The organism is Streptomyces sp. NPDC039423 (genome assembly GCF_055598725.1).
Genome location: NZ_JBVKAH010000013.1, coordinates 35,709 through 49,467, shown reverse-complemented (window position 1 = coordinate 49,467; position 13,759 = coordinate 35,709). Strand labels below are relative to the sequence as shown.

Sequence of the window (13,759 nt, the reverse complement as noted above, 5' to 3'; positions counted from 1 at the left end):
CGCTCAGCCGACGCGGGCGAGCTCCCCCGGCGCACGGGGCTCCCGCACCGCCCCGGGCTCCCCGCCCTCCGGCTCCCCGAACCACGCCACGGCGACCGCGCCCGCGACCGCCAGGACGAACCCCGCCACCGCCAGCCAGCCCAGCCCCGGCCGGGACGCGTCCCCCAGCCACAGCACACCGATCGCGCCCGGCAGCACGGTCTCGCCCACCACCAGCGCCGCCGTCGCCCCGTTCACCGAACCGATCTGGAGCGCCACCGTGTGCAGGTACATCCCGCCCACCCCCGCGACGAGGATCGCGTACAGCGCCGGGTCCGCCAGCAGCGCGCCCGGGTCGAACGGGTCGACGCCGTCCAGCACGCGCACGCCGACCCCGAGGGCGCCGAAGCCCAGCCCGGACAGCAGACCGGCCAGGACCGCCGCCCGCGCGCCCAGCAGCCGCACCACGACCGTGCCGCCCGCCATCAGCAGCAGCGACACGGCCAGCAGCCACCAGTGCGTGGCGACCGGCGTGTGCCCGTCACCCTCCGCCCCGGCGGCCGTCGCCAGCAGCACCAGGGCCGAGCAGACGACACCGATCGACGTCCACTCGGCCCGGTTCAGCCGCAGCCCGAGCAGCCGCACGCTCAGCACGGCGGTGATCACCAGGTTGGCGCTGATCACCGTCTGGGACAGGAACAGCGGCAGCATCCGCGCGGCCAGCGCCCCCAGCCCGAATCCGACGAAGTCGAGCACCGTACCGACGACGAACTCCCACGTCGTCGCCGCCTTGGCGGTCGACGCCAGGGACGGCCCGCCGTGCTGGGTCGTCAGGCCGTCCGCCGCCTCCCGACGGGCCGACCGGCGGGACCCGACGGCCTGGAGCACGGAGCCCGTGCCGTAACAGATCGAGGCCGCGACGGCCGTCAGCAGTCCTATGAGCACGTCCGGCTCCGTTCATCGGTCAGGTGGTTACCCCTGCCAGACGAGAGATCGGCGCCGGACGTTGCCTCCCTCAGCCGGGCGCGGACACGTCACGGCCCGGCAGCACCAGACCCAGCTCGTACGCCAGGATCACCGCCTGTGCCCGGTCCCGGAGGCCCATCTTCGCGAACAGCCGGTTGATGTGCGTCTTCACGGTGTGGTCGGTGATCGACAGCGCCTGGGCGATCTCGGCGTTCGACAGGCCCCGGGCGATCAGCACCAGCACCTCCCTCTCCCGCGCCGTCAGCCCCTCGACCGGCCGCGGCCGCGGCACCCCCGCCCGCTGGCGGGCGAACTCCGCGATCAGCCGCCGTGTGACGGACGGCGCCAGCAGCGCGTCACCACGCGCCACCACCCGGACGGCGTGCAGCAGTTCCGGGAACGTCGCGTCCTTCAGCAGGAACCCGCCGGCACCCGCCGCCAGCGCGTCGTACACGTACTCGTCCAGGTCGAAGGTCGTCAGCATCAGCACCTTCGTCGCCCCGCCGGACGCGGCGAGGATCTCCCGGGCCGCCTCGACGCCGTTCCGGTGCGGCATCCGGATGTCGAGCAGCGCCAGGTCGGGCCGCTGCTCGGCCGCCACCCGGACCGCCTGCACCCCGTCCTCCGCCTCGCCGACCACCAGGATGTCCTCCTGGGTCGACAGGAGGTTGACGAAACCGGTACGTACGACCGCCTGGTCGTCGGCCACGATCGCCCTGATCACCACGGGAGCTCCGCCTCCACCACAAACCCGCCCTCCGCGCCCCGACCGGTGCGGAGGTGTCCTCCCAGCAGCACGGCGCGCTCGCGCATCCCGGCCAGCCCGTGGCCCGTGCCGTCGTGCCCGGCCGGGCCCGGACCGTCGTCCGCCACGCGGATCGCCAGCCGGTCCGGCCCGTACCCGATGTCCACCACCGTATGGGCCCCGGGGGCGTGCCTGCGCGCGTTGGTCAGCGCCTCCTGCACGATCCGGTACGCGGACAGCTCCCACCCGGCCGGCAGCGCGACCCGCTCGCCGCTCACCCGGAGGTCGGCGCTGCCGCCCACCGCCCGGTGCTGCTCCACCAGGTCGTCCAGCCCGTCGAGCGTCGGCTGCGGCGCGGTGGCGGCCCGGTCCTCCCGGCCCGTGCGCAACACGCCCAGCAGACGGCGCAGTTCGGTCATCGACGAGCGGGCCGTACCGGCGATCTGCTGGAGAGCCTCGCGGGCCTGTGGGGACAGGTCCGGAGTGGTGTACGTGGCGCTCTCCGCCTGCACCGCGATCATCGACACGGAGTGGGCGACCACGTCGTGGAGCTCCCGGGCTATCGCGGCACGCTCGGCCTCTGCCGCCTGCCGCCGCTCCATCGCCAGCAACCTCTCCTGCGCGGCGGCCCGTTCGTCCCGCGCCTCCTCGCGCGCCCGTACGGCGTCCCCGGCGCTCACCGCGCCCAGGACGACGACGGTCAGCAGGAACGTCTCCGCGTACAGGCCCGGGTCCAGCCGGTGGCCCTCCAGCAGGGACGGACCGGCCGCCGGGGACAGGGTGGCCCACTCCCGGACGTGGACCAGGTTCACCCCCAGCGACGCCACGCCCCCCGCCCCCACCAGCACCGCCGGGTGCTGCACCCGGTGGCGGCCCAGGGTGTAGAGCCCCGTCAGACCGCTGATCACCGTGACCAGGTACAGGCTCACGTCCGCACCGAACCCGATGAACGCGGCCGCGACCGTCAGCAGGGCCGTCTCCGGCCGTACGCGGCGCCACATCAGGGACGCGGACGAGACCAGGACCGATCCGGCCACCCACGGCGATCCGGGCACCAGCGCCAGCTCGACGACCGTGCACACGGTGAGCAGGGCCCCCGTGACCCAGGGGTACGCGGGCGAGGCCACGGTGCGGCGCAGAGTCCGGACGAGCGCGTTCATGACCCCGATTCTCGCGGGACGCGGGCGGGGCGCGCGTCGGAGCACGGGTTGATCCACGGGCCGCCGCTCATGCCACGGGTGGAGTTGGGAGACCGGATCCAGGGGTGACGTCCGGGAGTCGAGGTCTTCCTAGCCTCGACCACATGATCGAGCTGAGGGCGGCGCGGGCCGTCTGGGCAGGCTGCGCCGCCGTCGCCGGCGCGCTCGCCGCGGTGACGGACCTGGCCCCGCACCGGACATGGGGCGTGGCGGCGGCGCTCGGCTACGCGACGGCGGCGCTGCTCGCCCGGCACCGTCGTACGGCCGTGGGCGCGGCCCTGCTGGGGGCGGTGGCGGTGCCGTTGGTGCTGCTCGTGACGACCGGCCGGGGCCAGCTCGAAGTGGCCGTCGTCGAGCGGTCGGGCGCGTCGCTGATGGCGACCGGCACCCCCTACGCACCGGACCCGGGCGGGCTCGCCGACTACAACCCGTACCTGCCGGGGATGGCCGTCCTCGGGGCGCTGCCGGGGGACCCGCGGTGGTGGATGGGCGCGGTGTTCCTGGCCTCGGTCGCCGCGGCCGCGCCCCGCCGGGTGGCATGGGTGGCGGCCTGCCCGCTGGTCTCCCTGCCGCTGGCGGTGGGCGGTGTCGATCTGCCGGTCGCCGGCCTGATGTGCCTGGGTCTCGCCCAGGCGGGCCGGGGCCGGGCGGGGCGGGCGGGCCTCGCGCTGGGGGCGGCGGCGGCCCTGAAGTGGACGGCGTGGCCCGCGCTGCCGGTCGCGCTGGTGCTGCTGGCGACACGCCGCGGCACGCCCCCGCCCCGGCCCCGTCGTCCGGCGCCGCCCGAGGAGCCCGTCCCCGGGAGCACGCGGCGAGAGCACCGCCCCGTCCCGTCGTGGCCGCCCGTCGCGCCCCGCCGGAAGACCGCCCCCGACGGGCCGGGGTCCCCCGGACGGGCCGTGGCGCGGTGCGCGGGGGTGGCGGTCGGGGTCGCGGGGGCGGTCGGCGTGCCGGTGGCTGCCGGGAACCCCGGGGCCTTCCACGAGCACGTCGTGGCCTTCCCGCTGGGGCTGACCGGGACGGGCTCGCCCGCCGCCAGCCCCTTCCCGGGGCGGCTTCTGGCCGCGCACGTACCCGGCGGCACCGTCGTCGCGGCGGTGCTGCTGGTGGTGAGCGCCCTGCTCCTCGCCGCCTCCCTGGCCGTCCGCGCGCCCAGGACCGTACGGGCGGCGGCCGGGCGGCTCGCGCTCGGGCTGACGCTCGCGATCGCGTTCATGCCCGCCACCCGCTTCGGCTACCTCGTCCACCCGTTCGTCCTGCTCGCCTGCCTCGGAGAGATCCCGTGCACCGTACGCTCGTCGTCACCAATGACTTCCCGCCCCGGCAGGGCGGTATCGAGACGTTCGTGAAGGCCATGACGGACCGTTTCCCACCCGGCGGGGTGGTGGTCCACACGTCGTCGGAGGCCGGTGCCGCCGCGCACGACGCCGCCCTGCCGTACCCGGTCGTCCGCGACCGCGTCCGGACGCTGCTGCCCACGCCGGGCGCGACCGCGCGGACGGTGGCGCTCGCCCGCGCGTACGGCTGCGACACCGTCTGGTTCGGGGCCGCCGCCCCGCTCGGGCTGATGGCCGGCCGGCTGCGGCGCGAGGCCGGGGTGCGGCGGCTGGTCGCCACGACGCACGGCCACGAGGTGTGGTGGGCCCGTACGCCCGGCTCCCGCGCCCTGCTGCGGCGCATCGGCGCGGAGGTGGACGTCGTCACCTACCTGGCCGCGAGCACCCGGGCGCCCATCGGCGCGGCGCTCGGCCCGGGCGCCCGGCTCGCCCGGCTGATCCCGGGGGTGGACGCCGGGGTGTTCCGGCCGGGTGGGGACGCGGGCCCCGTACGCCGCCACTACGGACTCGGGGACGCGCCCGTCGTCCTGTGCGCCGCCCGCCTGGTCCCCCGCAAGGGCCAGGACACCCTGGTCCGCGCCCTGCCGCTGATCCACGCGCGCGTGCCGGACGCCCACCTGCTGCTGGTCGGCGCCGGGCCGTACGAGGGCCGCCTACGACGCCTGGCCGCCGCCCACGGGGTCACCGGCGCGGTGGTCTTCGCGGGCGGCCACCCGCACGCCGACCTGCCGCGCTTCTACGCCGCCGCCGACGTGTTCGCCATGCCCTGCCGCACCCGCAGGCGCGGACTGGAGGTGGAGGGGCTCGGCATCGTGTACCTGGAGGCGGCCGCGGCCGGTCTGCCGGTCCTCGCGGGCGACTCGGGCGGCGCGCCCGACACCGTACGGGACGGGGAGACCGGCCACGTGGTCGACGGGCGGGACGTCACGGCCGTCGCCGCCCGGCTGGCGGAGCTGCTGACGGACCGTCATGCCGCCCGGGTGATGGGGGACAAGGGCCGTGACCGGATCCGTCGCGCATGGACGTGGGACCGTACGTACGACACGCTCGCCCGGCTGCTTCAGTGACGGAGCAACTCGCAGACGAAGTCCTCCTGCACCTGGCGCATCCGCGCCAGGAGCTCCGGCGTCTGCTGCCGGCTCACCTGGGAGGTGAGGGTGAATGTCAGGGAGCGTCCGCCGTCCGGTGTGGTGGCGGCGAGCTGGGTGTAGCCCGGGATGGTGCCCGTGTGGCCGTAGACCACACCGCAGCGGGTCGTGTACTTGAACAGCGCGAGGCCCGCCTCGTTGCGGCCGGGACCGGGGTTCACGGAGGAGCCCTTGATCCACTTCGTCTGCTGCTTCCGGGTCTCCTTCGACAGCAGCCGGCCGCTCCCGTAGGCGCGCATGAAGGCGTTCAGGTCGTTCGGGGTGGAGACGACCCCGCCCGAGGCCCAGAAGAGCGACGCGCTGAAGGCGGTACTGACGTCCTCCAGTGGCCCGTCCGGCTCGAAGTCGTAGCCGTGGAGGTAGGGACGGGGAAGCAGGTGCCCCCGGGGGAGACTGGTGTCGCGCAGGCCGAGCGGCCGGATGACGAGCCCGCGCAGCAACTCCTCGTACGGACGGCCCGTCGCCGCCTCCGCCATCATGGCCACCACGGTGTTGTCGGAGTTGTCGTACCGGTACCGTGAGCCCGGTTTGAAGAGGAGGGGCCGGTCGGCGACGAAGTCCAGCAGCGTGTGCGGGTCCACCTCGCGGCGCGGGTCGGCCGCCACCGCCTGCTGGAAGTCCGGGTCCTCGGTGAAGTCCGGCAGGCCGCTGGTGTGCTGGAGCAGGTGGCGGAGCGTCACTTTGTGCCACGCCTTGGGCAGCCGCGGCAGCCGCTTGCCGATCGTGTCGCCGAGCCGCAGCTTCCCGCGGTCCACGAGCTGGAGCGCGACGGCCCCGCTGTACGCCTTGGCGATGCTGGCCACGCGCATGTGGTCACCGGGGTGCGGCGGCCGTCCGGAGTCCGCGTCGGCCACACCGGCCCGGTAGACCTTCACGTCCCGGCCCCGTTGCAGCAGGGCGATGGCCCCGGGCGGCCCGTCCGGGGGCCCCACCAGTTCCTCCAGCGCCCGGCGCAGCTCGCGGTCGCGGCTGTCCGGGTGCCGCCCCTCGGCCTGTGCCGGTCCGGCGAGCAGGCCGGCGGCACAGGCCCCGGTCACGGCCAGGGCGGCGGTCAGTCTCAGTCGGGTGCGGAAGGGGCGTCCGCGGCGGGTGGGCGCTGCACGCATGCCTGCGTACCTCCTGGAAGTCGCTGGCGCCCGGCCCTGCCGGGGCGCTCACGGCCCAGCATCCGGCGGCCGCGCCAACGACGCCCGCCTGGTGGGCCATACGGCTTCAAGGAGGCGCCCGCGGCCTACCCCCCGCCGAGCCGCCGCAGCGCCTCCGGGGCCTCCTCCACACCGTCCACCAGGGCGATGCGCGCCTCCATGGGGCGGCCGGCGGCCAGGGCCTCCAGCAGGGGCCAGGCGGGCAGGTGCTCGGTCCAGTGGGTGCGGTTGACCAGCACCATGGGGGTCGGTTCGCCCCGGGAGCCGTAGTAGTTGGGGGTCGCGTTGTCGAAGACCTCCTGGACGGTGCCGGCCGCGCCGGGGAGGAAGACGACACCCGCGTTGCAGCGGGCCAGCAGCCCGTCCTCGCGGGTGGCGTTCGCGAAGTACTTGGCGATGTGGGACGCGAAGGCGTTGGGCGGCTCGTGTCCGTAGAACCAGGTCGGGATGCCCACCGAGTCGCCGCCCTCCGGCCAGCGGGAGCGGACCTCGAAGGCCACCCGCGCCCAGTCGCCCACGGACGGCACGAACGACGGCTCCTTGCCGAGCAGGAGGAGGGCCTCCTCCAGCATGGCGTCGTCGTGGGGGGCGGCGTAGGCGCCCAGGTTGGCGGCCTCCATGGCACCGGGCCCGCCGCCGGTGGCGACGGTCAGCCCGGCGCGGGCGAGGCTGCGGCCGAGGCGGGCCGCGCCGGCGTACGCGTCGGTGCCGCGCGCCATGGCGTGGCCGCCCATCACCCCGACGACCCGCGCCCCGTCCAGGTGCTCGTCCAGCGCGTCGGAGACCGCGTCGTCGTGTACCGCCCGCAGCATCGACCCGAAGACGTCGCCGTCCGCCTTCGTCCGCTGGAACCAGGCGTAGGAGAGCGCGTCCGGCGTCCGCTCGTACCCCTGCTCCGCGAGGCCCGCGAACAGTTCGCCGGGGGAGTACAGCAGCCCCCGGTAGGGGTCGAACGGCAGGTCCGGCACGGGCGGGAAGACCAGTGCCCCGTCGGCCCGCACCTTGGCGGCCGCCTCCGGGTCCATCCGGCAGCCGAGGAACACGGCGCCCGCCGAGGGGAGCGCGAGCAGCGCGCCCGTACGGTCCGTCAGGTCGAGTGACTGGAGCCGGAATCCGGCGAGACTGCCGCGCGCGGCCACCTCGTCGAACTCCTGGAGGGTCTCCAGTTCGCGGTCGTGGCCGGGTCCGGGTATGTGCGCCATGCCGCCACGATAGCCACCCGCGCCCGGCGCCCCGTGCCCGCGCCCCGCCACCCGCGCCCGGCGCGCGGCCGCCCGGCCCGCCCGGGGACACCACCGCGGCCGGGCCCCCGGCGGGTCCTACCCGCGCAGCGGCAGCGCGGCCAGCTCCGCGACGGCCCAGGTCAGCGGGACGAACACGGCCAGCAGCGCCAGGGCGCGCAGCCCCACGGCCAGCCGGAGCGTCGAGGCCGAGGCGCCCAGCCGCAGCAGCGCGTCCTTGGTGGTGACCCGGGTCTGCCGGGACTCCAGCGCCGCGGTCAGCAGCGTCGCCGTGGTGCACGTCATCACCAGGGCCGCGCCCAGCCCGGTCAGCGGGCCGAACGGATGGGAGGAGTCGCCCCGCTCGTACAGGGTGATCGCCCCGATCGTCGCCGAGGCCACCGCGCAGGAGACGCCTAGCGGCCGGCCGATGCGCCGCGCCTCGTCCATCAGCGCCCGTCCCGCCAGCAGCCGGAGCACACCGGGCCGGAACGTCTGGAGCAGCCGCCCCGTCAGATGCGTCAGCCCCGGGCCGGCGACGGCGAGGCCCACCGCGGTGAGCGCCCAGCCCGCCAGCACGCCCGCCGGACCGCCGCCGAAGCCGTCCGGCAGCGCCACGGCCGCCGCACCGCCCCCGCCGCCCCGGGAGGCGTACGTCTCGATCGCCACGCCCAGCGCCATCAGCGCCACGCCCCACGGGAGCCCGGCCGGCGTCGTCGCGGCGGCCGGCTCGGCGGTGTCGGGGTCGTCGTCCAAGGCCGCCTTGCGGCGGGGCCGCAGGGCCAGGGCGGCCGAGCAGGACGCGACGACCGGCACGATCGCGAGCAGGGTCAGCGCGGCCGCGAGCGGCAGGGGCCGGCCCGCCCCGAGCAGGTCCGCCGACGCCCCGTCGAAGGGCAGGCCGGTGAGGTCGCCGCGCAGGTGCAGGAAGACCAGCAGCGCGACCATCGAGCCGAGCGTGCAGGCCACGGCGGTGGACGTGGCGGCGACGGCGGCGAGCCGGGCGGGGCCCAGGCCGATCGCCGACAGGCCCGGACGCGGCCGGGTGGCGGGGTCGGTCCGGGCGACGGCGACGGCGAAGTGCACGGTCGCGGCGAGCGGCAGGGCGCACCAGGCCAGCCGGGTGAGGGAGACCTGCGACTCGCCGGGGTGCCCGATCGCGTACCCCAGGGCGCACAGCAGCAGGAAACCGACCCCGGCCGACGCGGCGGCGACGAGCAGCCGGCGCAGCAGCACCAGGGGGTGGGTGCCGCGGGCTAGACGGAGAGCGAGCACGCGTCGCGGCCCTCCGCTCCGTCGAGGTGCACGGAGTTGACGCGCCGGCCGTCGAGCAGGTGCGCCGTGCGGTCGGCGAGCGCCGCCACCTCCGGGTCGTGCGTGGCGAGCAGGACGGTGATGCGGTGCGACCGGGCGGCGGCGGTCAGGGTGCGCAGCACCTGGGCGCCGTCGGCGCGGTGCAGGGGTGCGGTGGGTTCGTCGGCGAACAGCAGGGACGGCATGGTGACCAGGGCGCGCGCGATGGCGACGCGCTGGCGCTGGGCCTGGAGCAGGGCGCGGGGCCGCTTGCGCGCGCAGTCGCCGGCGTCGAGCCGGTCCAGCCAGTCGAGGGCCGCGGCCTTGGCGGCCCGGCGGGAGGTGCCGCGCAGCATCAGGGGCAGGGCGGTGTTCTCCCAGGCGGTGAGCTCGGGGACCAGGCCGGGCTCGGGGCCGATCCAGCCGAAGCGGTCACGGCGCAGCCGTTCGCGCTGGAGGGGGCTCATGGTGTGGACGGGCACGCTGTTGTACCAGACCTCGCCCTCGCGGGGGACGAGCCGGCCGGACAGACAGCGCAGCAGAGTCGTTTTGCCACTTCCCCGCGGCCCGCTCACCGCCAGGATCTCGCCCTCACGCACGCCGAGGGAGACACCCTGGAGCGCGGGGGATCCGTTGTGGGAGTGGTGCAGGGCACGTGCCCAGAGCACGTCGTTGTCCGGCGGGGCCACCATGGCGTACACCTCGGTATCGGTTCTGATGTGTCGTTCCCCCGTACGTTGTTCCCCCGTACGGCGGAACGATGGTAGGGCGGATCGGTCACAGGAACCGTAGGGAGTGGCGAGGCGGCTGTCCGGACAGCACACGGCCCGGGTCCGCCCATCTCACTCGGATGGGGCAGGACCCGGGCCGCGTTCAGCCTACGATCGGACGATCACGCCGAGGGTCACAGCTTCGTCCAGGCCTCGGTGAGGGTGGCCCGGAGGATCTGCTCGATCTCGTCGAACGTGGACTGGTCGGAGACCAGCGGCGGCGCAAGCTGGATGACCGGGTCGCCACGGTCGTCGGCCCGGCAGTACAGGCCGTTGTCGAACAGCGCCTTGGAGAGGAACCCGTACAGGACGCGCTCGGTCTCGTCGTCGTTGAACGACTCCTTGGTGACCTTGTCCTTGACGAGCTCGATGCCGTAGAAGAACCCGTTGCCGCGGACGTCGCCGACGATCGGCAGGTCGTGCAGCTTCTCCAGGGTGGCCTTGAAGGCGGACTCGTTGTCCAGGACGTGCTGGTTGAGGTTCTCGCGCTCGAAGATGTCGAGGTTGGCGAGGCCCACGGCCGCGGAGACCGGGTGGCCGCCGAAGGTGTAGCCGTGCAGGAAGGTGTTGTCACCCTTGTAGAACGGCTCCGCCAGGCGGTCGGAGATGATGCACGCGCCGATCGGGGAGTAGCCCGAGGTCATGCCCTTGGCGCAGGTGATCATGTCCGGTACGTAGTCGAACTTGTCGCACGCGAACATGGTGCCGAGGCGGCCGAAGGCGCAGATGACCTCGTCGGAGACGAGCAGCACGTCGTACCGGTCGCAGATCTCGCGCACGCGCTGGAAGTACCCGGGCGGCGGCGGGAAGCAGCCACCGGCGTTCTGCACCGGCTCCAGGAAGACCGCGGCGACGGTGTCGGGGCCCTCCATCAGGATCTGCTGCTCGATCTGGTCGGCGCACCAGCGGCCGTAGGCCTCGGGGTCGTCGCCGAAGATCGGGGCGCGGTAGATGTTGGTGTTGACCACCTTGTGCGCGCCGGGGACCAGCGGCTCGAAGGGGGCCTTCAGGCCCGGCAGGCCGGTGATGGACAGGGCGCCCTGCGGGGTGCCGTGGTAGGCGACCGCGCGGGAGATGACCTTGTGCTTGGTGGGCTTGCCCACCAGCTTGAAGTACTGCTTGGCCAGCTTCCAGGCGGTCTCGACCGCCTCGCCGCCACCGGTGGTGAAGAAGACCTTGTTCAGGTCGCCGGGCGCGTGGTGCGCGAGGCGCTCGGCGAGCTCGACGGCCTTCGGGTGGGCGTAGGACCACACCGGGAAGAAGGCGAGCTCCTGGGCCTGCTTGTAGGCGGTCTCGGCGAGCTCGGTCCGGCCGTGGCCGGCCTGGACCACGAAGAGGCCGGCGAGGCCGTCGAGGTAGCGCTTGCCCTTGTCGTCGAAGATGTAGGTGCCCTCGCCGCGGACGATGGTCGGGACGGGGCTGTTCTCGTACGACGACATGCGGGTGAAGTGCATCCACAGGTGGTCGTAGGCGGTCTTGGAGAGGTCCTTGCTCACGGCTATCGGGTTCCCCACATATAGGTCTGCTTCTTGAGCTTGAGGTAGACGAAGCTCTCGGTGGAGCGCACGCCGGGGAGTGTGCGGATGCGCTTGTTGATCACATCCAGGAGGTGGTCGTCGTCCTCGCAGACGATCTCCACCATCAGGTCGAAGGAGCCCGCGGTCATCACCACGTACTCGCACTCGGCCATGGCCGTCACCGCGTCCGCCACCTGCTCCACGTCACCCTCGACGTTGATGCCGACCATCGCCTGACGGCGGAAGCCGACGGTGAGGGGGTCGGTCACGGCGACGATCTGCATGACGCCCTGGTCGAGGAGTTTCTGGACGCGCTGGCGCACGGCCGCCTCGGACAGGCCGACGGCCTTGCCGATGGCGGCGTACGGGCGGCGCCCGTCCTCCTGGAGCTGTTCGATGATCGCCAGGGATACGGCGTCGATCGTCGGTGACGATCCGTTCCCGGCCCTGGGGTCTGCGCTTCGACTGGCCACGCCTTCACTCTGCACCGAGTCTCGTCACTCGCGCAACCCCAGATCGAGGAAATCCGTCGTTCAGGAGTTGTAATCCCACTGAATCCGAAGTTATGGAGCGTCGGCCCTGTCGGAATCGTCGCCTCAGCGACTAGGGTGGGCCTGTCCAGTACTTGGACACCTGAGTCACCGAGCACCACGAGACCGACAGGAGGGGTGGCAAGTGACCACCGAGCTGCGTCGTCTGCGCAACTACATCAACGGGGAGTTCCGGGACGCCGCCGACGGACGGACCATCGACGTGGTCAACCCGGCCACCGGCGAGGTGTACGCCACTTCTCCGCTCTCCGGGCAGGCGGACGTGGACGCCGCCATGGAGGCGGCCGCGGCCGCCTTCCCGGCCTGGCGCGACACCACGCCGGCCGAGCGCCAGAAGGTACTGCTGAAGATCGCCGACGCCTTCGAGGAGCGGGCCGAGGACCTCGTCGCGGCCGAGTCGGAGAACACCGGCAAGCCGCTGGAGCTCACCCGCACCGAAGAGGTCCCCCCGATGGTGGACCAGATCCGCTTCTTCGCGGGCGCCGCCCGGATGCTGGAGGGCAAGTCCGCCGGCGAGTACATGAAGGGCCTGACCTCGATCATCCGCCGCGAGCCGGTCGGTGTCTGCGCGCAGGTCGCCCCCTGGAACTACCCGATGATGATGGCCGTGTGGAAGTTCGCCCCGGCGCTCGCCGCCGGCAACACGGTCGTCCTCAAGCCGTCGGACACCACCCCGGCGTCCACCGTGCTGATCGCCCAGATCATCGGCTCGATCGTCCCCAAGGGCGTCTTCAACGTCATCTGCGGCGACCGCGAGACCGGCCGTGCCATGGTCGAGCACCCCACGCCCGCCATGGCGTCGATCACCGGCTCCGTACGCGCCGGCATGCAGGTCGCCGAGTCCGCCGCCAAGGACGTCAAGCGCGTCCACCTGGAGCTGGGCGGCAAGGCCCCGGTCGTGGTCTTCGAGGACACCGACATCGACAAGGCCGTCGAGGACATCTCCGTGGCCGGCTTCTTCAACGCCGGCCAGGACTGCACGGCCGCCACCCGCGTCCTGGTCCACGAGTCCATCCACGACGAGTTCGTCTCCGCCCTCGCCAAGGCCGCCGCCGGGACGAAGACCGGGCAGCCGGACGACGAGGACGTGCTCTACGGCCCGCTGAACAACGCCAACCAGCTCGTGCAGGTCAGCGGCTTCATCGACCGCCTCCCCGCCCACGCCAAGGTCGAGGCGGGCGGCCACCGGGTCGGCGACAAGGGCTACTTCTACGCCCCGACCGTCGTCTCCGGCCTCAAGCAGGACGACGAGATCATCCAGAACGAGGTCTTCGGCCCCGTCATCACGGTCCAGTCGTTCCGCGACGAGGAGCAGGCCCTGGAGTACGCCAACGGCGTCGAGTACGCCCTGGCCTCCTCCGTCTGGACCAAGGACCACGCCCGCGCGATGCGCATGTCCAAGGCCCTGGACTTCGGCTGCGTCTGGATCAACACCCACATCCCGCTGGTCGCGGAGATGCCGCACGGCGGCTTCAAGAAGTCCGGCTACGGCAAGGACCTCTCGGCGTACGGCTTCGAGGACTACACGCGCGTCAAGCACGTGATGACCTCGCTCGGCTGATCACCGCCGCACCCCGCGGGCGGGCCGGACCTCCGGCCCGCCCGCGGTCGTTCCCCCGGCGTGTGGGCCACCCGCACACGGGTACCCGGAGCGCCGACCCGGGAGGTGACATGAACGACAGGACGCCACAGGACCGCGCCCGCGAGCGCGCCGAGGAAGAGCCCGGAGCCCACTCGGGCGCCGAGCGCCAGGCCGGCCACCGCACCGTCCCCGGCACCGCGAGCGCGGCCGAGGGCTACCGCCCAGGAGAGGGCACCGAAGGCGGCGAACCGCTCAAGGGCGTGGAAGCCGACGAGGACGACGCCACCGGCCGGTAGCACCGCCGCCG

Annotated in this window: 13 protein-coding genes; 4 read left to right on the top strand and 9 right to left on the bottom strand. The window is 73.9% G+C overall.

The genetic code is table 11. The features are described 5' to 3' along the window. Positions 1 to 3: 3 nt before the first annotated feature. From ACZ7LK_RS30060 to ACZ7LK_RS30050, 3 genes are all read right to left on the bottom strand, one after another. Complete coding sequence (locus tag ACZ7LK_RS30060; RefSeq protein ID WP_392277073.1) at positions 4 to 924, bottom strand: DMT family protein; 921 nt, start codon at positions 922 to 924, stop codon at positions 4 to 6. A gap of 70 nt (positions 925 to 994) precedes the next feature. Continuing rightward, the gene (locus ACZ7LK_RS30055; protein ID WP_392277074.1) at positions 995 to 1,672 is read right to left on the bottom strand and encodes a response regulator; all 678 of its coding nucleotides are present in this window, start codon (positions 1,670 to 1,672) and stop codon (positions 995 to 997) included. After that, positions 1,666 to 2,850, bottom strand: coding sequence for a sensor histidine kinase (locus ACZ7LK_RS30050; protein WP_471144448.1), 1,185 nt, complete (start codon positions 2,848 to 2,850; stop codon positions 1,666 to 1,668). Before ACZ7LK_RS30050 ends, ACZ7LK_RS30055 begins: the two co-directional genes overlap by 7 nt. A gap of 143 nt (positions 2,851 to 2,993) precedes the next feature. Here ACZ7LK_RS30050 and ACZ7LK_RS30045 point away from each other — a divergent pair, with 143 nt between their 5' ends. Continuing rightward, complete coding sequence (locus ACZ7LK_RS30045) at positions 2,994 to 4,238, top strand: glycosyltransferase 87 family protein (protein ID WP_471144446.1); 1,245 nt, start codon at positions 2,994 to 2,996, stop codon at positions 4,236 to 4,238. Continuing rightward, the gene (locus ACZ7LK_RS30040; RefSeq protein ID WP_471144444.1) at positions 4,172 to 5,293 is read left to right on the top strand and encodes a glycosyltransferase family 4 protein; all 1,122 of its coding nucleotides are present in this window, start codon (positions 4,172 to 4,174) and stop codon (positions 5,291 to 5,293) included. The genes ACZ7LK_RS30045 and ACZ7LK_RS30040 overlap by 67 nt, the downstream gene beginning before the upstream one ends. Here the strand turns inward: ACZ7LK_RS30040 and ACZ7LK_RS30035 are convergent. From ACZ7LK_RS30035 to ACZ7LK_RS30010, 6 genes are all read right to left on the bottom strand, one after another. Further along, complete coding sequence (locus ACZ7LK_RS30035; RefSeq protein WP_392277078.1) at positions 5,287 to 6,480, bottom strand: serine hydrolase domain-containing protein; 1,194 nt, start codon at positions 6,478 to 6,480, stop codon at positions 5,287 to 5,289. The genes ACZ7LK_RS30040 and ACZ7LK_RS30035 overlap by 7 nt on opposite strands. A gap of 125 nt (positions 6,481 to 6,605) precedes the next feature. Continuing rightward, complete coding sequence (locus ACZ7LK_RS30030) at positions 6,606 to 7,721, bottom strand: LOG family protein (RefSeq protein ID WP_392277079.1); 1,116 nt, start codon at positions 7,719 to 7,721, stop codon at positions 6,606 to 6,608. A gap of 117 nt (positions 7,722 to 7,838) precedes the next feature. Further along, positions 7,839 to 9,014: a hypothetical protein gene (locus ACZ7LK_RS30025; protein WP_471144441.1), complete on the bottom strand. Its 1,176-nt coding sequence runs from the start codon at positions 9,012 to 9,014 to the stop codon at positions 7,839 to 7,841. Further along, positions 8,996 to 9,724 (bottom strand): ABC transporter ATP-binding protein, encoded by a 729-nt coding sequence (locus ACZ7LK_RS30020; protein ID WP_471144439.1) that lies wholly within the window; start codon positions 9,722 to 9,724, stop codon positions 8,996 to 8,998. The genes ACZ7LK_RS30025 and ACZ7LK_RS30020 overlap by 19 nt, the downstream gene beginning before the upstream one ends. Positions 9,725 to 9,936: 212 nt before the next feature. Next, complete coding sequence (locus tag ACZ7LK_RS30015) at positions 9,937 to 11,316, bottom strand: aspartate aminotransferase family protein (RefSeq protein WP_469464481.1); 1,380 nt, start codon at positions 11,314 to 11,316, stop codon at positions 9,937 to 9,939. Beyond that, complete coding sequence (locus tag ACZ7LK_RS30010; RefSeq protein ID WP_392227249.1) at positions 11,301 to 11,807, bottom strand: Lrp/AsnC family transcriptional regulator; 507 nt, start codon at positions 11,805 to 11,807, stop codon at positions 11,301 to 11,303. The genes ACZ7LK_RS30015 and ACZ7LK_RS30010 overlap by 16 nt, the downstream gene beginning before the upstream one ends. A 187-nt stretch (positions 11,808 to 11,994) precedes the next feature. Between ACZ7LK_RS30010 and ACZ7LK_RS30005 the strand changes: the two genes are divergently transcribed. Then, positions 11,995 to 13,431: a gamma-aminobutyraldehyde dehydrogenase gene (locus tag ACZ7LK_RS30005; protein ID WP_471144436.1), complete on the top strand. Its 1,437-nt coding sequence runs from the start codon at positions 11,995 to 11,997 to the stop codon at positions 13,429 to 13,431. A gap of 110 nt (positions 13,432 to 13,541) precedes the next feature. Next, positions 13,542 to 13,748 carry a hypothetical protein gene (locus ACZ7LK_RS30000; protein WP_392277084.1) on the top strand — a complete coding sequence of 69 codons (207 nt, stop codon included), beginning with the start codon at positions 13,542 to 13,544 and terminating at the stop codon, positions 13,746 to 13,748. Positions 13,749 to 13,759 lie beyond the last annotated feature (11 nt).